The sequence below is a fragment of the Aminobacter sp. AP02 genome (genome assembly GCF_003148805.1).
Taxonomy (GTDB): domain Bacteria; phylum Pseudomonadota; class Alphaproteobacteria; order Rhizobiales; family Rhizobiaceae; genus Aminobacter.
In genome coordinates, this window is the sequence record NZ_QGGX01000003.1 from 60,385 (window position 1) to 80,540 (window position 20,156).

Genomic DNA, 20,156 nt, shown 5'->3' on the forward strand with positions numbered 1-20,156 from the left:
CTCGACCTGAGGCCAGGCGATGCGCCGCACCTATGTCCCGACGATTGCAGAGCTTGAGGCGTTCCGCGCCTGCGCCAGCCTCGGCACGACAATTCGCGCCGCCGATCAGCTCGGCCTGACGCAGAGCTCGGTCAGCCGCTCCATCGGCCAGCTCGAGGACCGGCTGGGCGTGGCGCTGTTCCATCGAGTCAGGCAGAGGCTTGCGCTGTCGGATGCCGGCCGACGCTTTGCCCGCGACGCCGAGGCTATCCTCGACAGCCTGCATGAGGCCGCGGTGCGCACCATGGCCTTTGGCGGCCAGTCGGACGTGCTGAGCATCGCGGTGTTGCCGACGCTCGCCGACCGCTGGCTCATCCCCAGGCTCGCCGGCTTCCACGCCGCCCACCCGCATGTTGCCATCGACCTAGCCGTGCGGCTGGAGACCGTCGACTTCGAGACGGAGACCTTCGACGCCGCGATCCAGCGCGGCCCGGCCGAGCCCGGACAGCCAGGCATTTTCAGACTGTTCGACGAGGAATTGGTGGTGGTCGCCTCGCCGGCCTTGCTCGACGGTCGCGCCGCGCTCGACGACGCTGAACTTGCCGCGCTGCCACTGCTGCAGCAGTCGACGCGCCCGACCCTGTGGTTGCAATGGTTCCAGGCCGCAGGCATCGACCCGCGCACCACCCTGCGCGGCCACCGCTTCGAGCAGTTCTCGATGGTCGTCGAGGCGGCCATCGCCGGCCTCGGCGTCGCGCTCGTGCCGGAGGTGCTGGCCGAGCGCGAACTCGCCGCCGGCAAGCTGGTCATGGCTTCGCCCAACCGCATCGCTGGCGAAGTGCCCTACCGGCTCGCCTTCCGCCCCGGCAGCGAAGATCGGCCGGGGCTGCGCGAATTCGTCCGCTGGCTGACGGCGGAGGTCGTCAGATCCTGAGGCCGAAGCGGATGCCGTCATAGATGGCGGCATGGATGTTGCGCGCCTGCACGGCGTCACCAATGCGCAGGAGCAGGAAGCGGCCGTCCGGGTTCTTGTCCGGGAAAATCTCTCCGCCGTGGATCAGGCGTTCATAGTCGATGGCACCACCATTCTTCGCCAGCGGCTTGAGCTCCAGATAGAGGTCATCCAGCGGCAAGGTGCCATGCTCGACCACCACCTGGTCGACGCTACGCTCCTCGCTCCAGCCTTTGGCGTAGTCGGAGGACAGGGTGGCGACCAGTTGGTTGCCCTCGCGCCTGACCGATTTCAGCCGCGTATTGATGGTGATCTTCACGCTGGCACGATGAAATGCCTCCATGTAAGGCACATGGTTCATGCCACCCATTTCAGGTGCAAACAACCGCTCGGGTGTGACCAACTCCAGCTTCGAGCCGGCCTTGCCGATCAACTCGGCAGCCGTCATGCCCTGATGGCCGCCATTGTCGTCATAAAGCAGCACGTCTTGCGCCGGCTTGACGCTGCCGGCGATGATGTCCCAACTCGACGTCACAAGCTCGTCGCCGGCGTCGAGCGGCGGGTTCTGCGGCAGGCCGCCAGTGGCGATCACCACAGCATCGGGATCGAGCGCCAAAACGTCGCCGCTGCCGGCCCAGATATCGTAGCGGATATCGACCCCGAGACGTTCCATCTCGGCCAGGCGCCAATCGACGATGCCGATCAGTTCACGCCGTCGCGGGTTCTGGGCTGCAAGCCGCACCTGCCCGCCAGCCTGGCTCGACGCTTCCAGCACTGTCACCTTGTGACCGCGTTCGGCCAACACCCTTGCGGCCTCAAGACCGGCGGCACCTGCGCCGACAACGACGACCCTGCGCAGCGGGCCCTCGGTGCGTGAAATCAGATGCGGGATTGTTGCTTCGCGTCCCGTGGCGGCGTTGTGGATGCACAATGCGCCGCCGCCTTCATAGATGCGGTCGAGGCAATAAGTGGCGCCGACGCACGGACGGATCTGGTGCTCGCGGCCCTCCATCACCTTCTTGACGATATGCGGCTCGGCGATATGGGCACGCGTCATGCCGACCATGTCGAGCTTGCCGGTGGCTACCGCGTGGCGGGCAGTGGCGACATCGGAAATGCGCGCGGCATGGAAGACCGGAAACTTGGTTGCCGCCCTGACTTCGCCGGCAAAGTCGAGATGCGGCGACGAGGCCATGCCGTGCAGTGGAATGAGGCCGGTAAGTGCTGCGTCGGTGTCGATATGGCCGCGAATGATGTTGAGAAAGTCGAATTTTCCCGCCGAAGCCAGCCGCCGGGCGATCTCGATGCCGTCTTCCTTCGACAGGCCCTTGTCGAAATCCTCGTCGGCGACCATGCGAATGCCGACGACAAATTCCTTGCCGACCGCGGCACGAACCGCATCGATCACCCGCCAGGTGAAACGCAGGCGGTTGTCGAGCGAGCCGCCATAATCATCGTCGCGATGATTGGTGGCAGGCGACCAAAAGCCATCCATCAGATGGCCATAGGCCTCGAACTCGATGCCATCGAGCCCTGCCGCCTGCATGCGCTGGGCGGCGGAGGCATAGTCAGCGACGATACGCTCGATGTCCCAGTCCTCGATGGTCTTCGGGAAGGTACGATGAGCAGCCTCGCGCACAGGCGAAGCGCTGAGCACCGGCAACCAGTCGGCCTTGTTCCAGTTGGTGCGACGGCCGAGATGGGTGATCTGGATCATCACCTTGCAGTCGTGCTCGTGACAGTCGTCTGCGAGTTCGCTGAGCCACGGCACGATGGCGTCGTCAAAGGCGTGCAGATTGCCGAATGCGGCCGGGCTATCGCGGGAGATGATTGCCGAACCCGCCGTCATCGTCAGCGCCATCCCACCCTTTGCCTTTTCGGCATGATAGAGCCGGTAGCGCTCCTTGGGCATGCCGTCTTCGGAATAGGCAGGCTCGTGGCTGGTCGACATGACGCGGTTTTTCAACGTCAGGTGCTTGAGCTGGTAAGGCTGGAGAAGCGGGTCGTTGCTGGTCATTGCATTCCTGCATTATCCGGCGCTAATACACGCCACTTGAAAATCTGGCCCGTGCAGTTTGGCGTCCGCCCAAGCGCGAGCAATGGGCCATGGCAATTCTGAAGAGCCACCCAATGACTGTCACCGACACCCTCACCCAACTCGGCACCCGGGTCGAAACGCCGACCTCGCCGGAAACCGCCGTGCTCGAGACCGTGCCCTACGAACGCGTCGGCGGCCCGCCGGCAATCGTGCGTTTCGCCTGCCCCGAGTTCACCTCGCTGTGCCCGGTGACAGGTCAGCCCGATTTCGCCCACATCGTCATCGACTATGCGCCGGACAGACTTCTGGTTGAATCCAAGTCGCTGAAGCTGTTCATGGTCTCGTTTCGCAACCACGGCGCCTTCCACGAGGACTGCACCGTCATGATCGGCCGCCGTATCGTCGAAGCAACCAAGCCGTTGTGGCTGCGCATCGCCGGTTACTGGTATCCGCGCGGCGGCATCCCCATCGACGTGTTCTGGCAGACCGGCGCTCCGCCGGAGGGATCGTGGCTGCCCGACACCGGGGTCGCGCCCTATCGCGGGCGCGGCTGAGCTGCGGCGAGGCATGTCAGGTGCGTTTATTCGCATTGGTACAGGCTGAACGCCCATTCGTTGGTCACCGACAAGAAGTCGGCGATCTTCCATTCGCCGTCGACCTTCTTCAGCTTCCACTGCATGCGGTGGGGCTCGCCTAATGCCATGAACGTTGCAACCACGATCGCGCTTTCACCACTCTCCGCTTCGTTCAGCTTCAGGCTCTTGTCGAGCTCGGCCTTGTCGTAGGCGGCACTGTCGAGCGGCATGTTCGTATCAAGACAATCGCCCTGGCCAGACTTTACGAGTTGGTGGCGGGCATCGAGCACGGCCTTCGCCGGATCAACGAAGCGGCCGCGCTCGGCAGGATCGAGTTCCAGCCCGACATGATCGTAGAACGGCCTGACCGCCTCCAGCGGCGTTCCGGCCAAGGCGGGGGTGACCCAAAGCGGCAAGCACGCAAATACAACAGCTGGCGTTCCATACCACATTACGAACCGTCCGATCCCGGCATGTCGGCCGGATCGCGCGCGCCATGCCGCACCGCGTGAACAATAATCTCGTTGTCCGCAAGCTCGTAGAAGATCAGATAGGGATAGGGCCTCGTATTGATCCGCCGGATACCCTCCACTTCAGTCAGCCGGCCCACCTCGGGGTGGCGGCACAGCAATTCGGTGATCATCTTTATGCGCTTGGCGACTTTCCGGCCGCCAGACGGCGATTGATTGGCGATATGGTCGAGTATCCCTTCAAGGTCGGCGAGAGCCGGAAGGGTGTAGCGCAACCTCATCCGCCGTGCTTCGCCCAGACCGCCCGGATTTGCTCATCGGATGCAAACTCGCCACGCACAGCGGCAGCGCGGGATTGTTCGATGGCCAAGCGCTCGTCGGCGGTCAGCGGAACAGGTCCAGCCGACCCAGCACCTACCAATTCGAAGATCGCGCGAGCAATCTCGTCCTGGTCATCCCGGGAGAGCTTTCGGGCGGCCTCCAATGCCTGTTCGAGCAACTTGGTCATGTCTCAGCCTCGCCTATGTGCAGACAAAGATATTCCGCTCTGACCGGTCCTCGTCAATACCACGCATCGTCCATCGACGCCTTCTTGCGCGCCATGAAGTCGTTGAGCGCCTCGTCGATAGCAACGTCCAGCGGCGGCGCTTCGTATTCGGCGAGCATCGTCTTCCAGCGTTTGTTGGCGCGCGTGGCAGCGTCGACGGAACCCGCCGCTTCCCACTTCTCATAGGGTTCGTTGTCGGCGATGGCTGAATCCCAAAACGCCGTTTCGTAATTGGCCATGGTGTGGGCGCAGCCGAAGAAGTGGTTGCCAGGCCCGACTTCCTTGAAAGCGTCAAGCGCCAGTTGGTTGTCGTCGATCTTCACGCCGTCGAGATAGGTGTGCAACGAGCCGCAGAAATCGGCGTCCATGACGAACTTCTCGTACGACATCGACAACAGCCCGTCGAGGAAGCCTGCAGAGTGCAGGATGAAGTTGGCGCCGCAATGCACGGCCGCCAGCATCGACATCGTGCCTTCGTTCATGGCGTGCGCGTCGGGCAGCTTCGAGGTGGTGAAGTTGCCGGAGCAGCGCAGCGGCAGGTTCAGCCTTCTTGCAAGTTGACCGATGACCATCGAACCGATGGCCGGTTCAGGCGTACCAAAGGTCGGCGAGCCCGAGCGCAGCGACATCGACGACAGGAAGTTGCCGAAGATGACGGGCGCGCCGGGGCGTTCGAGCTGCGTCAGCGCGCAGCCTGCCATGGTCTCTGCCAGCGACTGGGCGATGGCACCGGCATTGGTCACCGGACCCATGGCGCCGCCGAGGATGAAGGGCACGATCACCGCCGCTTGATTGGCACGGGCATAGGCCCGCAATGCCGTGGTCATGGTGGCGTCCCAGACCAGCGGCGAGTTGACGTTGACGTTACCCAAGATGACGCAATTCCGGTCGACGAAGCTGTCTCCAAAGACAAGGCGGGCCATATCTATTGAGTCTTCCGCCCGGCCCTCCGAGGTCACCGAGCCCATGAAGCCGCGGTCGGAATAGCGGATATGGCTGTAGACCATGTCGAGATGGCGCTTGTTGACCGGCACGTCGACCGGCTCGCAGATCGTGCCGCCCGAATGATGAAGCCATGGCGATGACTGCGCCAGCTTCACGAAATTGCGGAAGTCCTCAATGGTGCCGTAGCGCCGGCCCTTGTCGAGATCCATGACGAAAGGCGAGCCATAGGCCGGCGAAAACACCACGCTCTTGCCGCCGATCTCGACCGAACGTTCGGGATTGCGCGCGTGCTGGGTGAACTGGGCAGGCGCGGTCTTCAGCAATTCGCGCAGAAGCCCCGGCTCGAATTTGACCAGTACGCCGTGGACCTTGGCCCCCGCCCGCCTCCAGTGGTCGAGCGATGCCGGATCGTCGCGAAACTCGATGCCGATTTCGGCAAGAATGCGATCGGCCGTCTCTTCTATGCGGACGAGGTTTTCCTCCGACAATATGTCGTAGGTCGGGATGTTGCGCACAATGTATGGCCGGCCATGCGCCTCGGGCCCATGCGAGCGCTGCTCGCGGCGGGCATTGCGGCCGCCGCGCTCGCGGCGTTTTGCAGGCTCGGTCTTGATATCAGGGGCGGCGACGTTCATGCAAGGCTCCACAACATTCCAGCATGAAGCTAGCCTTTGGATCGGTTGCTGTGACGCTTGAAAATCCTCATCATTTGCATAAGCTACATTTATGCAGAGCCTGCGCCATCTCCTGCCTTCCGCCGGCAACCTGATTGTCTTCGAAGCCGCCGGCCGCCTGACGAGCTTCACCGCCGCAGGTCGCGAACTCGGCATGACCCAGGCCGCCGTTTCCTACGCGATCCGGAGGCTTGAAGAGCAGCTTGGCGCACAGCTGTTCCAGCGCCGCCACCGCCAGGTTTTGCTTACCGAGGCCGGAGAGCGCTTTCATGCCGACGTCACGCTGGGGCTCTCCCACATCCGAAAATCCGCAGAGGAATTGAGGGCGCGCACGGGCGGGATGCATGTCACGCTGTCGGCATCCACCGCCTTTGCCTCATTCTGGATGATGCCCAGGCTCCAGAAATTCCGCGATGACCTGCCCGGCATCGACCTCCGCATCCAGACCGCCGACCGCGATCTCGATCTGGTCGCCGAAGGTATTCCCTTGGGCATTCGCGGCGGCGACGCCGAGGATTGGCCCGACTACGAGTTGCTGCCTATATCGGGCGAGGAGATTTACCCCGTGGCCGGCCCGGCCTATGTCGCGCGCGCGGGCACACCACAGACCCCGGCAGAGATGACGCTGCACCACCTGATCCATCTCGAAGAGCCTTTCCGCCCGGCCGCAACCTGGAACGAATGGTTCCAGTCTGCGGGTCTCAACGGAGCCGTGGCCAAGCGCGGACTTGTCATCAACGACTACGTCCTCGTCATCCAGGCCGTGATGGAGGGCCAGGGCATCGCACTCGGCTGGCGCCATCTCACCGACCGGCTGATCGCCGCCGGGCTGCTTGTGCGCCTGACCGATCACGTCATGACCACCGGCAAGGGCTTCCATGTCGCCTGGCCTAAGAACCGTCCGCTCAGCGAAAGCGCGGAAAAGGTGCGCGACTGGCTGGCAACGCAGGCTTGACCCCTACGCTTCCTTTGGCGCGGCCAATGTTCCGCCCACACTCGCAATTATGCCGGGCAGCTCGCGCAGGATGGAACGACCGCCAGAACCGAGTGCGCCGCCATCGCCGTTGAGCTTACCCAGTTCTTCAACCCTATACTTTTCGACGTAGAGGCCCAGGAGATTGGGATCCTTCTCCCCGTCGGCCAGACCGCCGGCGACGAAACTGCGGAATGCCTTGGCTATGTCGCGCAACGAAACCATTTCCGAGCCTGCGGCCCACATGACTTGGCCTGGTGCCGGACGGCCGAAGATCTTGTCCGCGGGCAGCATCGACAAAAAATCCTTGAGGTGTTCCTTTTCAGGATAGCGTTCGTTGACTGTGAGATAGTCGAACAATTCGAGATTTGCCTGCTGAAACACGCAACACAGGCAGAACACGTAAGGCAGCGGCAGCTTTACGGTCGGATAGAACTGCTCGCTGACATGGGTAAGCAAATCCATGGCCTGGATAACGTCGCGCATCGACATACCCAAAACCTCGGCAATCGAGGCGACGACCTGCTGATGTTCGATGCCATGAAACGAAATGAACCGATCGGAACTTAGTTCGTAGTGCTCCCATTGCACCGCGACAAATTCAGCGAGTGGCGGTGGTGACAAGGCGTAGGTTCGGTCGAAAAAGCGAAACAGATAACGTTCCGCATCGAAGCCTTGCCCGTAGACAGCGCGGATTGTGTGGGCGAGTTGAGGCAGATTGGTCGCGACCAGGAACACCACGTTGGGAACGTCGAACAGGTGCTTGAGCCGCTCCAATAGCAGGATGGCGTAGGTTGGACGGCAACGGTCGAGCTCATCGACGACAATGAAAAGCGGCTTCTTGTCGATCTTGGTCACGATTTCGACCAGTGACTTGCGAAAATCCTCCACTGCCTGTTTTGCGGCATCATAGTTTGCCAGGGCTGCATCAGCGAATGCGGATATGGTCTCGTCGCCGACACTCGCGATCGTGTTGGCCATGTCGTCTCGTATGCCCTCGACCTCGTCCTTGTCGACAAGCACGGTTGCGGCACGCTTGAAGCCGCCCTTGACCAGCCGCCAGCCAATCCTGCCAAAGTTCTTTTTGAAGGCAGAGACGACTTTCAATGCCGTTTTCTGCTTCTTGCCGATGCCTTGCAGCACGGCATGCATGACCGCCACGACGGGATCGTCGGTGTGATCGTCTCGCCACGCGTCGAGCTGCGCGACGCAGTAGTTCTCCTGCCTGAGCTGCTTTGCAAAACGAGACAGAAAGAACGTCTTTCCCGCCCCCCAAGGAGCGCTGATGTTCACCGATACACCGCGCTCACCCTTGAGGACCGCCTTACGATTCTTTTCGAGAAGAAATGCCAGCAGCAGCTTGGCGTCCTTCTGACGGTTGATCCTGTCCAGAGCCCAGACGTTTTCCATCGGCACCTCCACAGGTCCAAGGCAGGTCGCTTCGGACAGCCTTGGATAAGATCGCATTTGCCCCGGCATCATAACGCAACTTATCGTTGCCGCACGCAGGTAAAACAACGCGCACGGTGGGACGCGGTGCCCCTCAAGCCCGGATCGAGATCAAACCTGGGAGGATGATTTTACCCGTAAGTAGCCGCTTTCCCGGGGAAATTCCGGCAGCTGTCGTAGGCAATAGCCTGTCCGCGCCGAGGCGAATCCCGCTATAGTGCCTGGATGTCCATTCGCCAGCTTTCCGAAACGATGATCAACCAGATCGCTGCCGGCGAGGTCGTTGAACGACCTGCCAGCGTGGTCAAGGAACTGGTCGAGAACGCGCTGGATGCCGGCGCGTCGCGCATCGAGGTGGCCACCGCCGGCGGAGGGCTCAACCTGATCCGCGTCGTCGACGACGGTTCGGGCATGCCCGAAGCAGAGCTTTCGCTGGCGATCTCGCGCCACTGCACCTCCAAGCTCGGCGACGACATCCTCGACATCCGCTCGCTCGGCTTCCGTGGCGAGGCGTTGCCGTCGATCGGCTCTGTATCAAAACTCGCCATCCGCTCGCGAACCAAGGCTGCCGACAGTGGTGCCGAAATCACCGTCGAAGGCGGCCGCGTCTCGGCGGTGCGCCCGGCACCGACCAACCGCGGCACCTCCGTGGAAGTGCGCGACCTGTTTTATGCCACCCCTGCCCGGCTCAAATTCATGAAGACCGAGCGCGCCGAGGCCACCGCCATCGCCGACGTGGTCAAGCGTATCGCGATTTCCTTCCCCGCCGTGCGCTTCACGCTTTCGGGAACCGACCGCTCAACGCTGGAACTCTCCGCCACGTCGGACGATATTGAAGGCAGGCTAACCCGCATCGCCCAGGTGATGGGCAAGGATTTCCCCGACAATTCGATCGCGATAGAGGCCGCGCGCGAAAGCGTGCGCCTTGAGGGCCATGTCTCGATCCCGTCCTACACCCGGGGCAACGCGCTGCAGCAATATGCCTATGTCAACGGCCGTCCGGTGCGCGACAAGCTGATCGCCTCGGCCATACGCGGCGCCTACGCCGACGTACTGCCGCGCGACCGGCATGCGGTGACGGTGCTTTTCCTCACGCTCGACCCCGCCTTTGTCGACGTCAACGTTCATCCGGCCAAGGCAGATGTTCGTTTCCGCGACCCCGGCCTTGTGCGTGGACTGATCGTCGGAGCGGTGCGCCAGGCGTTGGCAGGTGCGGGCATCCGCCCGGCCACCACGGGCACGCAAGCCATGATGGGTGCGTTCCGCCCCGGTGCGGCTAGCTACGGACATCCTGGCCCGGCCAGTGGCCATCGCGCCTACAACCCCGATTTTCGCGCCTCCACCTCGGCGGGCTTCGACCCACTGCGCTCGCCGCACCGGCCACTCGACACCGGTTTTGCCGAACAGAGGCAGGCGAGCTTCGACACCGGGCCACTGCATAGCGCCGACGCGCGCGCTGGGTTGAGCGAGGTCGCCGAGACCTTGCTGCAGAGCGAATTGGGAGCCGCGCGCGCGCAAGTCCACGAGAACTACATCGTCGCCCAGACCAGGGATTCGCTCATTATCGTCGACCAGCACGCCGCCCATGAGCGCCTGGTCTATGAGGCGCTCAAGAACGCGCTGCATGCGCGCCCTGTGCCAGCGCAAATGCTTCTGATGCCGGAGATCGTCGACCTGCCGGAAGAAGATGCCGAGCGGCTGGCGCTGCATTCCGAGACGCTTGCCCGCTTCGGCCTCGGCATCGAGCGCTTCGGCCCGGGAGCTGTCGCCGTGCGCGAAACGCCCGCGATGCTTGGCGAGACCGACGTTACCCAGCTGGTCCGCGACCTCGCCGACGAGATCGCCGACAGCGACACCTCAGATACGCTGAAGGAACGTCTCGACGCCATCGCCGCGACCATGGCCTGCCACGGCTCGGTGCGCTCTGGCCGCCGTCTCAGGCCCGAAGAGATGAACGCGTTGCTGCGCCAGATGGAGGCGACGCCGGGGTCGGGTACCTGCAATCACGGGCGCCCGACCTATATCGAACTCAAGCTTGCCGACATCGAAAAGCTGTTCGGCCGCAGGTAGCCATTCAGCGCTTCAGATTGACCAGCACCACGCCTGCCAGCGCCAGCGCGCCGCCGAGGATGCCGGACAGGCCAGGCGTCTCGCCGAGCCAAGCGAAGCCGATCAGCACAGCCACCGGCGGCACACAGTACATGAAGTTGGAAGCGCGCGACGCCGGCAGGCGCGACAGGGCGACCGACCAACTGGCATAGGCGATCAAGCTCGGCACGATGCCGAGATAGATGACCGACCAGAATGGCTCGGCGCCGGCGGCAGCCATCTGCGCAACGCCGTTGGGCAGCGCGGGGGCCAGGCAGATCGCGCCCAGGATCATGTTCCACGCCGAAACGGTCAGTGGCCGGTGGCGGCTGTACAGGCGCTTCTGGACGATGCTGTTGATGGAAGTGCACAGCGCCGATCCGAGGATCAGCGAGGCACCGGTGTTGAAGGTGAGGCCCTGGCCTTCGCCAAGTGCGATGATGCCGATGCCGGTGAACGACAAGAAGGTTCCCATCCAGGCGAGAACCGGAAAGCGCTCGCCCAGAAGGATCATTGCCAATACCGCCGTGATGATCGGATTGACGTTGATGATGAAGCTCGCGGCGCCTGCCGAGACGGTCATCTCGCCATAGTTCAGCAGGACCGTGTAAAGCGCGACAAAGACCGCGCCGCCAAAGGCAAAGCGCCAGAGTTCGTTCAGCGCCGGCAAGGCCGGACGCATGACCATCAGGTAGATCGCCGACGGGACCGCTGCGATGGCAAAGCGCAACGCGCCGAGTTCGATCGGGTCGATGGCGCTCAGCCCGGCGCGAATAGCCGGAAAGGACGAGGCCCATCCGACTATGGTGATCACCACCGCGAGGACGGTCACGGCTGATGCAGCCTGTGTCGAATTCAACGTGCTGGTCTCGATCGTCATGGCAATGGCCCCCCGCGTATTTCACTTGCGACGTAGATGCGCGCGGCCGAGCTGATTGACAAACGAATAAATCAACGATCAGCTGTGAACATGGATCACAGCTTGGAACCGATGCTGCCGCTTGAAACCCTGCGCGCCTTCCAGGCAGCGGCGCGCACAGGCAGCTTCTCGGCGGCTGCCGAAAAGCTCAACATGACGCATGGTGCCGTCAGCCGGCAGGTCGCCAAGCTGGAAAGTTGGCTCGGCCTGAAACTGTTCGAGCGCAAGGCACGCGGCGTTTCGCTGACGCTCGAAGGCCAGCGCCTTCATCGCAGGACCAGCGAGGCTTTTTCGCTGATCGCCAACACGACCGACCGCTGGGTCGAGCAGCGTGGGGCCGCGGTGGTGCGGCTGACTTCCATCCCGTCGGTAGCCGGGCTGTGGTTGATGCCGCGCCTTTCAGCACTTGAAGCAGGCGCCACCCCGCTGCGGATCGTGCTCGACATCGACATCCGCCAGGCCGACCTTGCCGACGAAGGCATTGATCTGTCGGTGCGTTGCGGACGCGGCAAGATTCCCGGCAGGGTGTCGATGCAGCTTTTCGAAGAGTACTGCTTCCCGATCGCCGCGCCAGCGCTAGCCACCCAGATCGGGTCAGGCAAGGCCGAACGATTGTTGAACTACCCGCTCATCCACGACTCGGATGCTTCCAGTTGGCGCTCCTGGTTCAGCGCCCATGGGCTGGACTACCGTCCCCGGCCGCAAGATCGCCGTTTCGAGGACTACAATCTGGTACTGGACGCCGCCGCTCATGGCCTCGGCATAGCCTTGGCTCGACCGCCATTGACCGAACAGCAGATGCAATCCGGCCGCGTCGCTGTTGTGGATGAGCGGAGTGCACTCAACCCGGTGTCTTATTGGCTCGACCGCCCTGTCGGACGTCCCCGGCCTGCTGCAGCGGAACTCGCGCACCGCATCGGTGCACAAGCAGGTCTTTCGCCCGAACGGATAGAACGGTTTCTCGGCGAGGACAGGTAACTTGACCTCAGGCATTTGGTGGCCGTAAAAGCCCAATTGCAGTCACTCCGTCTGGAGAGACTGCGGACGAGATTTGAACCTGTGCACGATACTTGCCGTTGACCGATCCCGATTTTGGGGCGCCTGCACCAGGATGTTGAGCAAAAAGCGATGATGAACCGTTTCGAAGGCCCCGGCGCACGCGAAGCCCGCATTCGCTATCTCGACGGCGATTTCCAGGTTACGAGCCCTGGTTCATTCGTGCGCTGTGCGGTGACTGCGGAGTCGATCCCGCTCGACGAGCTCAAATACTGGAGCGTCGCCCGCCAGGAGCCCTATCGCGACGCCGAGATTTCTCTGGCGCGCGAGATCGAAATGAACCCGGATCTGCGCAAGCGCGGCTAGTCAGCCGGCGACTTTTCGCCGCCGCCAGGCTTCAAGCGTTTCGCCGACGATGCGCTCGGCCGTATGCTCGATGTCAAAGACGGCATCGATTTCCATCACGTTCAGGCGCTCAAGGAACTCCGGCGAAGCAGCACCGTGGCGCAGCCGTGCGGCGTCCTTCGATGTCGTCACCAATTCCAACTCGCCAGCCTGGGCTGCGGCGACCAGATCATCCAGATCGTCGGGCAGATAGAAGTGGTGGTCGGCGAAGGCGCGCTCGAGCACCACCGTCCCTCCGGCCTTGTTCAGCGTGGCGAAGAACTTCTCGGGATGACCGATGCCGGCGAATGCCAGGAAGCGCCGGCCGGCATATGCCTTGGTGTTGCGAGGCCGGGCGGTCGCTGCAAAGATGGGCTTGCCGGCACGCGCCGCCTGACGCACCACCGCATCGGCCTTGTCACCCTCTCCCATCTTGAGGATGGCATCGGCAAATCTCAGTTGGTCAATCAGCCGCGCGCGCAGCGGACCTCCAGGGATGACATGGCCATTTCCAAGTCCGAAGCGCGCATCGACCACGACCAAAGCATAGTCGATGTGGATGCGCGCGCTCTGGAAGCCGTCGTCCATGATGAGGAAATTGCAGCCGCGCTCGATGAGCAGCCGCGCGCCGGCAGCACGGTTGGCGGAGACGGCGACAAGCGCGTGTTCAGCCAGCAGCAGCGGCTCGTCGCCAACATGCTTGGCACTGTCATGATGAGTATCGACGACATGGGGCTCGGCGAAGTTGCCGCCATGGCCGCGCGACAGGATACCGGGCACGAGGTGCATCCGCTTCGCCTGCTTGGCAAGTGCGATCGCGACAGGCGTCTTGCCGGTGCCGCCCACGGTAAAGTTGCCGACGCACAACACCGGTGCGTTCACTTTCTCGCGCCGGGCGGCTTTCATCCGCCGGCCAGCGACAAAGGCGTAAAGCGAGGAGACCGGGGAAAGCGCAAAAGCGCGCCAGTCCGGCTTTTCCCACCAGAAAGGAGGCGCTTCGCTGGCCAGCTCTACCTCCCGCCCGCGCTCTTGAGGCGCGACTGAACGATCAATGGGTGGATGTAGGGTTCAAGCGCTTTAAGCGTCAGCGCAAGCGCGCCACGCATTTCCTCGACCGTCGAAGCACCTGCCGCCATCATGTCGTGGCGGGCAATCTCGTTGCCGAGCAGGAAATTGACCGCACCGGCCAGCATGTCGCGGTCGCGGACAATCTTGGCACCGCCGCGATCGATCAGCCGCTGATACGTATCGCGGAAGTTCTGGACGTTGCGTCCTGCGAGGACGGCGGTTTCCAGCATTGCCGGTTCGAGCGGGTTCTGGCCGCCTTGGGAGGTCATCGAACGCCCGACGAAGGCAATCTCGGTGAGACGCAAGTAAAGGCCCATCTCGCCGATCGTATCGCCAAGCAGGATATCGGTGTCGGCCATGATCTGGTCGCCGGTGCTTCGACGGGCAACATTCAGGCCCATCCCGGTCAGCTCCGTCATCAACGCTTCCGCGCGATCGGGATGGCGTGGCACGATGATGGTCAACAGATTGCGATGACGGTTGCGCAGCATGGCGTGCACTTCTGCCGCCATGACCTCCTCGCCATCATGGGTCGAGACTGCAGCCCAGGTCGGACGCCGGCCGATCTGGCGTTGAACCTGATATAGCGCGCGTTCATCGACCGGTGGCGGCGAGGTATCGACCTTGAGATTGCCTGACACCGTGACGGGACGAGCGCCGAGTGCGCGGAAGCGTTCGCCGTCGACCTCCGACTGCGCCACCACATGGGCCATGTTCTCGAACAGCGCCTCCGCGATGTAGTTGCGCTTCTTCCACGACTTGAACGAGCGGTCCGACAGCCGCCCATTGACCAGGATCTGCGGTACACGCCGCGCGCCGAGTTCGAGGATGGTCATCGGCCAGATTTCCGACTCGGCGATGATGGCGAGATCTGGGTGCCAATGATCGAGGAAGCGGCTGACGGCGGGCTTGAGATCAAGCGGCACATATTGATGGATGATGCGGTTGCCCAGCCGCTCTTCGGCAACCTGGGCGGAGGTAACGGTTCCCGTCGTCAGAACGACATTGATACCATAGCCGAGAATAGCCTCGATCAGCGGGACCACGGCGATTGTTTCGCCGACGCTTGCCGCATGAAACCAGATCAGCGGCCCGTCAGGCCGTTCGCGGCTCGGCACGCCATAGCGTTCGCGGCGGCGATTGTGGTCTTCCTTGCCCTTGGAAGCGCGCCAGGCAACATAGCCACCGACCATCGGATAGGCCGCGGCGCCGGCATAACGGTAGGCTTTCAGGAAAGCGCGGGCCCATCGTTCGCTCATTGGGTGCCGTCCACCAGGCGATAGGCCTGCTCGGTGGCGTAATCGATGGCAGCGGTCAATTCCTGCCGCTTGCGCTCCATTTCGGCGTCATCGGCGTCTGCGGCCACCTCGATCGGAGGTGCGACAAAGATCGCGCAGCGACCAAAGGGCAGATTGATCGTCGTCTTGTCCCAGGTCGCTTCCAGCACCTTGCGGCGGCTTGTCGCGATGGCGGTCGGGGCGATCGGCCTGCCTGAAATGCGCGCGAGAAGAATGATGCCCATGCCCGCGTCGCGGGGTGTGCCATGCGGAATGTCGGCGATCATGGAAACGTTCTTGCCCGCATCAATGGCCTTTTTCAGGGCAATGAGCGCTGTCGCCCCGCCCTTTTCGACCCTGCTCTTGGTTTCGCGGCCACCCGATCCGCGTACTGCCTCGATGCCAAACTTGTTGATGACCAGCGCATTGAGCTCGGCATCGGCACTGCGCGACACCATCGCCACCAGGCCGCGCTCGCTCGGATAAAGCGCTGGTGCAAGCAAATGCTGGCCGTGCCAGAGGCCAATGATCAGCGGTTCACGGTCAGAGTAGCTGCCGCCCGCGAGCTTGAACGAGCCTTTCGCCATCGGATTGGTCAGTTTGACGAAGCGCATCGCACCAGCCAACAGGCTCGCAACCGCCCCCTTGGCGAAGCGCGACTTGGCAAGCGGCTCGCGAATGCGCCGCCAGAGCGTCTTCGACGCCGGCTGCTTGACGCGCTTCTTCTTCGCCGCTGGCCTGGCAGCCGGCGACGCCATGCGGGGTTGCTCCATCAGTTCTGACCGGCGACCTTCGCGTCCGGCTCAAGCAACCGATGCAAGTGGACCACGAAGTAGCGCATGTGGGCATTGTCGACGCTCGCCTGCGCCTTCGCCTTCCAGGCCAGTTCAGCCGACTTGTAGTCGGGGTAGATGCCAACGATATCGAGCGCATCGAGATCGCGGAACTCGGTACCACCCAACTTCGTCAGCTCGCCGCCGAACACCAGATGCAACAGCTGCTTTTTTCCGTCTTCTTCGGACATCTGCTTCCTTGATTCATCTTCTCAGTGCCCGCCTGATCTAGACCAAAGCGAGCCGTTTTGGAACACTTCGTAGATTCTTCAGCCGTCGTGACTGGCAATCACACTAGCCATGACATCGAGCAATGTCCCACTGCCCGCAATCAATGCGCCGTGAACGATGTCGCGGCCGGCAAAGGCCGGCTGACGGCCCGCTTTATCAAGCAGCTTGCCGCCCGCTTCGGTCAATATAAGCTCGGCAGCTGCGATATCCCAGTCATGCGCGTTTGGCTTGACGAAGGTTGCATCGAGGACACCGCTAGCGATCATGGCCACGCGATACGCAAGCGAGGGTATGTAGGCTTCACGGTCGAGCCGCTCTTGCCATTCTTGCGGCATCTTGTCGATCATCGGCTTTGGGCCAGCGATGCGCGCACGTTCGCCCGCTTCGCGAACCTTGAGCGGAGCTCCGTTGAGGAACGCACCTCCGCCGGCAACAGCCCAATAAGTCTCATCGCGTGCGGGGCACTCAAGCACACCGGCCAGCGAACGACCGTTTTCGACCACGGCAACACTCACGCACCAGGCCGTCCGACCCTCGACGAAACCACGCGTGCCGTCGATGGGATCGACGACGAAGGTCCGGCGCGCGCCGAGCCTATCGAGATTGTCGGACGTTTCTTCCGACAGCCAGCCATAGTCGGGCCGCGCCGCCATCAAGGTTTCACGCAGATAGTGATCGGCAGCGTAGTCGGCTTCGCTGACAGGCGAGTTGCCGCCCTTGAACCAGACTTCAGGGCTCTGCCGAAAATAGCTCATGGCGATGCGCCCGGCCTCGGCAGCTGCCGCTCGCAGCAGTTCAAGTTCGGCCTGAAGCTCGGCTTTGTCGATAATCTCAGTCTCCGGCAAGGGTCATGCCTTCGATCAAAAGTGTGGGTGCCGCGGTGCCAAAATTGCGGTCGAGATCGCTTGCCGGCACCATGCGCAGGAACATGTCCTTGAGGTTGGAGGCGATCGTAACCTCTGACACCGCCCAGGCAAGCTCGCCATTCTCGATCCAGAAGCCCGACGCGCCGCGGCTGTATTCGCCCGTTACCATGTCGACACCCTGGCCGAACACTTCGGTGACGTAGAAACCACGCTTCAACGAGCGAATGATGTCTTCGGGCGACTTTTCTCCGGGCTCGATGGCAAAATTGGTCGAGGACGGTGACACCGAAGACCCGCCGCGCGCGCCGCGCCCATTGGTCACCAGGCCAAGCTCGCGAGCGGCCGAGGTCGACAAGAACCAATGGTTGAGCACGCCATTTTCGACCATCTTGAGCGTTGCACCCTCGATGCCTTCGCCGTCGAATGGCCGCGATGCCTGGCCACGCCGCTTGAGCGGCTCGTCGATCGCGGTGATGGCCGCCGAGGCCACCTGCTTGCCCATCATGTCGCGCAGAAAGCTCGTCTTGCGAGCGACCGAAGCACCGTTGATCGCCCCTGCCAGATGTCCGGCAATTCCGCGCGCGACGCGCGGATCGAAGACGACGTCGACCGGGCCGGTGGCCGCCTTGCGCGCATTGAGCCGCTTGACCGCGCGTTCGCCAGCCTTGCGGCCGATCTCGTCGGCAGCGTCCAGGTCAGCGAAATGCAGGCGCGAGGAATACTCATAGTCGCGCTCCATCGACGTGCCCTCGCCGGCAATGACGCTGGCGGAACGCGAAAAGCGCGAGCCAACATAGTGGCCGACGAAACCGTGAGAGGTCGCAAGTACCAGACCGCCCAGGCCTGCGGCGGCACCGGCGCCGGCTGAATTGGTCACGCCCTTGACGGCAAGAGCAGCCTCTTCGGCCGCGAGCGCGTCTTCCTTCAGGCGCTCGGCCGAAACCACAGTGTTGTCGAAGAGGTCGAGATCGCGCGGTGCGTGGGTCAGCAAGGACGCATCTGCGAGGCCTTGATACGGGTCTTCGGGCGAAACTTTCGCCATCGCGACGGCGCGTTCCGCAAGGGTCTTGGGATCAGACGCGGCGGTCGCCGACACGCTGGCCACGCGCTGTCCGACGAAAACCCTGAGCGACATATCCTCGCTCTCCGAGGCTTCCGTGCCCTCGACCTTGCCAAGACGGACCGAAACGCTGGTCGAGCGGCCACGCACGGCAACCGCATCGGCGGCGTCGGCGCCGGCTCTTTTTGCCGCCTCGACGAGGCTCGCCACCCGGTCGGCCAGTTTCGCGGCGTCGTTGGTATCGTTCATTGGCGTGTTCCGATTGATCGCCGCCCGTTGGTCGCGGCCCGTATCACCCATCTATTGTCCCGAACCCGCTTGTGCAATGGGCGGGTGCATGGTCAAACGACCTGACGGCGGCGCTTCGGTGCCGAAATCCTTGGGAAATCGCATGTCCAGACAGGCCCCGGCGGCAGCTCCGGCAAAATTCACCACCGGCTCGACGATGCGCCATGTCGTGGTCATGACTGGCACCGGCTCGATTGGCCTGATTTCCATTTTCATCGTCGATGCGCTCAATCTTTTCTACATTTCGCGGCTCGGCGTCGAAGAACTGGCGGCCGCCATAGGGTTTGCGTCCACGCTTTTGTTCTTCACCTTGTCGATCTCGATCGGCTTCACCATCGCATGCGGCGCGCTCGTTGCCCGCTGCCTCGGCCGTGGCCAGCGCGAGGAAGCCGCCCGCATGGGTGGCGCATCGATGGTTTTCATGGGGCTGGCGACCTTGCTGTTGACCATCGCCGCGATGCCGTTCCTGCGTCCGATGCTGTCGATGCTGGGCGCAACCGGGCCCACGCTCGATCTTTCGACACGCTTCCTCCAAATCGTGTTGCCATCGTTCCCGATCATGGCGCTCGGCATGTGCACCACCGGCATCCTGCGCGGCGTCGGCGACGCACGGCGGGCAATGTACGTGACGCTCGGCAGTGGCATCGCTGCCGCGATTCTCGATCCGATCCTCATCTTCGGCTTTCATCTTGGCCTCGACGGTGCTGCGATCTCTACCGTGCTGACGCGCTTCGTGATGCTGGCTATCGGGCTGCACGGTGCACATGTGGTGCACAAGCTGATCAAGCTTCCCGATCTGGGTGGCCTGCGGGCAGCGGTCCGACCGTTCTTCGCCATCGGCGTCCCCGCCATGCTGACCCAGGTGGCGACGCCTGTCGGCAACGCCTATGTCACGATCGAGATGGCCTCTTTCGGCGACCAGGCCGTGGCCGGCTGGGCGATCATCGGACGCCTGGTGCCTGTCGCCTTTGGCGTCATCTTCGCGCTTTCAGGTGCAGTCGGGCCGATCCTCGGCCAGAACTACGGCGCCCATAAATTCGACCGCCTGACCACGACGATGCGTGACAGCCTGCTGTTCACAATCGCCTATGTGCTTGTGGTCTGGGCGCTGCTGGCGATCTTCGCCAATCCCATCGCCAGCGCTTTCGGCGCCGAAGGCGTAGCCCGCGAACTGATCGTCTTCTTCTGCCACTTCGCCGCCGGCAGCTTCCTGTTCAACGGCGCGATCTTCGTCTCAAGCGCAGCGTTCAACAATCTCGGCTATCCGACATATTCAACGGTGTTCAACTGGGGCCGCTCGACGCTGGGCGTAATCCCATTCGTCTGGGTCGGCGCACATTACTGGGGCGCGATCGGCGTCATAGCCGGTTGGGGCCTTGGCGCTGTCGTGTTCGGCGTGGTGTCGATGCTTGTCTGCTTCCGCGTCGTCAACGCCATCGCAAGCGAGCCCCAGCATACGGAGGAGCCGGTTCCACCGTTGCCACCGGCGGCACAGTCGCCGTTTTCGACCGGCAAGGCATCGACACTGCAGTAGTGCAACGCCG

The 20,156-nt window shown here is 62.9% G+C and carries 20 protein-coding genes; 7 read left to right on the top strand and 13 right to left on the bottom strand.

Annotation, left to right across the window (positions count from 1 at the left end; all coding sequences use genetic code 11):
- Window positions 1-19: 19 nt before the first annotated feature.
- A complete protein-coding gene (locus C8K44_RS04125) occupies window positions 20-913 on the top strand; it encodes a LysR family transcriptional regulator (RefSeq protein ID WP_109574504.1) in 894 nt (297 codons plus the stop codon).
- Here C8K44_RS04125 and C8K44_RS04130 read toward each other — a convergent pair.
- Entirely contained in the window at window positions 903-2,948 is a 2,046-nt protein-coding gene (locus tag C8K44_RS04130; protein WP_109574505.1) for an NADH:flavin oxidoreductase, read from the bottom strand. The two genes, C8K44_RS04125 and C8K44_RS04130, sit on opposite strands and share 11 nt — an antisense overlap.
- Window positions 2,949-3,061: 113 nt before the next feature.
- On the opposite strand from C8K44_RS04130, the gene queF reads away from it, so the two are divergent.
- Window positions 3,062-3,523 (top strand): preQ(1) synthase, encoded by a 462-nt coding sequence (gene queF / locus C8K44_RS04135; protein ID WP_109574506.1) that lies wholly within the window; start codon window positions 3,062-3,064, stop codon window positions 3,521-3,523.
- 26 nt (window positions 3,524-3,549) lie between these two features.
- Here queF and C8K44_RS04140 read toward each other — a convergent pair whose 3' ends face one another.
- The 4 genes from C8K44_RS04140 to C8K44_RS04155 are packed head-to-tail and all read right to left on the bottom strand — an operon-like array spanning window position 3,550 to window position 6,141.
- Window positions 3,550-3,936: a hypothetical protein gene (locus tag C8K44_RS04140; protein WP_146203906.1), complete on the bottom strand. Its 387-nt coding sequence runs from the start codon at window positions 3,934-3,936 to the stop codon at window positions 3,550-3,552.
- Window positions 3,937-3,995: 59 nt separating this feature from the next.
- Window positions 3,996-4,295, bottom strand: a complete 300-nt coding sequence (locus C8K44_RS04145) for a type II toxin-antitoxin system RelE/ParE family toxin (protein WP_109574508.1) — start codon at window positions 4,293-4,295, stop codon at window positions 3,996-3,998.
- On the bottom strand, window positions 4,292-4,522 hold the full coding sequence (locus C8K44_RS04150; RefSeq protein WP_109574509.1) for a hypothetical protein: 231 nt from the start codon (window positions 4,520-4,522) through the stop codon (window positions 4,292-4,294). Before C8K44_RS04150 ends, C8K44_RS04145 begins: the two co-directional genes overlap by 4 nt.
- A 53-nt stretch (window positions 4,523-4,575) precedes the next feature.
- Complete coding sequence (locus C8K44_RS04155; protein ID WP_109574510.1) at window positions 4,576-6,141, bottom strand: trimethylamine methyltransferase family protein; 1,566 nt, start codon at window positions 6,139-6,141, stop codon at window positions 4,576-4,578.
- Window positions 6,142-6,232: 91 nt separating this feature from the next.
- Here C8K44_RS04155 and C8K44_RS04160 point away from each other — a divergent pair, with 91 nt between their 5' ends.
- Window positions 6,233-7,135 (top strand): LysR substrate-binding domain-containing protein, encoded by a 903-nt coding sequence (locus C8K44_RS04160; protein ID WP_109574511.1) that lies wholly within the window; start codon window positions 6,233-6,235, stop codon window positions 7,133-7,135.
- A 3-nt stretch (window positions 7,136-7,138) separates the two neighbouring features.
- Here the strand turns inward: C8K44_RS04160 and C8K44_RS04165 are convergent, their stop codons facing one another.
- Entirely contained in the window at window positions 7,139-8,563 is a 1,425-nt protein-coding gene (locus C8K44_RS04165; protein ID WP_158282706.1) for a P-loop NTPase fold protein, read from the bottom strand.
- 264 nt (window positions 8,564-8,827) lie between these two features.
- On the opposite strand from C8K44_RS04165, the gene mutL reads away from it, so the two are divergent.
- Window positions 8,828-10,672 carry a DNA mismatch repair endonuclease MutL gene (mutL, locus tag C8K44_RS04170; protein ID WP_109574513.1) on the top strand — a complete coding sequence of 615 codons (1,845 nt, stop codon included), beginning with the start codon at window positions 8,828-8,830 and terminating at the stop codon, window positions 10,670-10,672.
- Window positions 10,673-10,676: 4 nt separating this feature from the next.
- Here the strand turns inward: mutL and C8K44_RS04175 are convergent, their stop codons facing one another.
- Window positions 10,677-11,570 carry a DMT family transporter gene (locus C8K44_RS04175; protein WP_109574514.1) on the bottom strand — a complete coding sequence of 298 codons (894 nt, stop codon included), beginning with the start codon at window positions 11,568-11,570 and terminating at the stop codon, window positions 10,677-10,679.
- Window positions 11,571-11,660: 90 nt separating this feature from the next.
- Here C8K44_RS04175 and C8K44_RS04180 point away from each other — a divergent pair, with 90 nt between their 5' ends.
- Window positions 11,661-12,587, top strand: coding sequence for a LysR family transcriptional regulator (locus C8K44_RS04180; protein WP_109574515.1), 927 nt, complete (start codon window positions 11,661-11,663; stop codon window positions 12,585-12,587).
- 150 nt (window positions 12,588-12,737) lie between these two features.
- Window positions 12,738-12,971 carry a DUF2093 domain-containing protein gene (locus tag C8K44_RS04185; protein WP_109574516.1) on the top strand — a complete coding sequence of 78 codons (234 nt, stop codon included), beginning with the start codon at window positions 12,738-12,740 and terminating at the stop codon, window positions 12,969-12,971.
- Here C8K44_RS04185 and lpxK read toward each other — a convergent pair whose 3' ends face one another.
- The 6 genes from lpxK to C8K44_RS04215 all read right to left on the bottom strand — a co-directional run bounded on the left by lpxK (window position 12,972) and on the right by C8K44_RS04215 (window position 18,573).
- The gene (lpxK, locus tag C8K44_RS04190; protein ID WP_109574517.1) at window positions 12,972-13,997 is read right to left on the bottom strand and encodes a tetraacyldisaccharide 4'-kinase; all 1,026 of its coding nucleotides are present in this window, start codon (window positions 13,995-13,997) and stop codon (window positions 12,972-12,974) included.
- A gap of 2 nt (window positions 13,998-13,999) precedes the next feature.
- The gene (waaA, locus tag C8K44_RS04195; RefSeq protein WP_109574518.1) at window positions 14,000-15,316 is read right to left on the bottom strand and encodes a lipid IV(A) 3-deoxy-D-manno-octulosonic acid transferase; all 1,317 of its coding nucleotides are present in this window, start codon (window positions 15,314-15,316) and stop codon (window positions 14,000-14,002) included.
- Window positions 15,313-16,092, bottom strand: coding sequence for a lysophospholipid acyltransferase family protein (locus C8K44_RS04200; protein ID WP_245417358.1), 780 nt, complete (start codon window positions 16,090-16,092; stop codon window positions 15,313-15,315). Before C8K44_RS04200 ends, waaA begins: the two co-directional genes overlap by 4 nt.
- A 14-nt stretch (window positions 16,093-16,106) precedes the next feature.
- Window positions 16,107-16,358 (bottom strand): DUF4170 domain-containing protein, encoded by a 252-nt coding sequence (locus C8K44_RS04205; RefSeq protein WP_109574520.1) that lies wholly within the window; start codon window positions 16,356-16,358, stop codon window positions 16,107-16,109.
- A gap of 78 nt (window positions 16,359-16,436) precedes the next feature.
- Window positions 16,437-17,243 carry a 3'(2'),5'-bisphosphate nucleotidase CysQ gene (locus C8K44_RS04210; RefSeq protein ID WP_109574521.1) on the bottom strand — a complete coding sequence of 269 codons (807 nt, stop codon included), beginning with the start codon at window positions 17,241-17,243 and terminating at the stop codon, window positions 16,437-16,439.
- Window positions 17,230-18,573, bottom strand: coding sequence for a TldD/PmbA family protein (locus tag C8K44_RS04215; RefSeq protein ID WP_109574795.1), 1,344 nt, complete (start codon window positions 18,571-18,573; stop codon window positions 17,230-17,232). The genes C8K44_RS04210 and C8K44_RS04215 overlap by 14 nt, the downstream gene beginning before the upstream one ends.
- Before the next feature lie 142 nt (window positions 18,574-18,715).
- Between C8K44_RS04215 and C8K44_RS04220 the strand changes: the two genes are divergently transcribed.
- Window positions 18,716-20,146 carry an MATE family efflux transporter gene (locus C8K44_RS04220; protein ID WP_109574522.1) on the top strand — a complete coding sequence of 477 codons (1,431 nt, stop codon included), beginning with the start codon at window positions 18,716-18,718 and terminating at the stop codon, window positions 20,144-20,146.
- The last annotated feature ends 10 nt before the right edge of the window (window positions 20,147-20,156 follow it).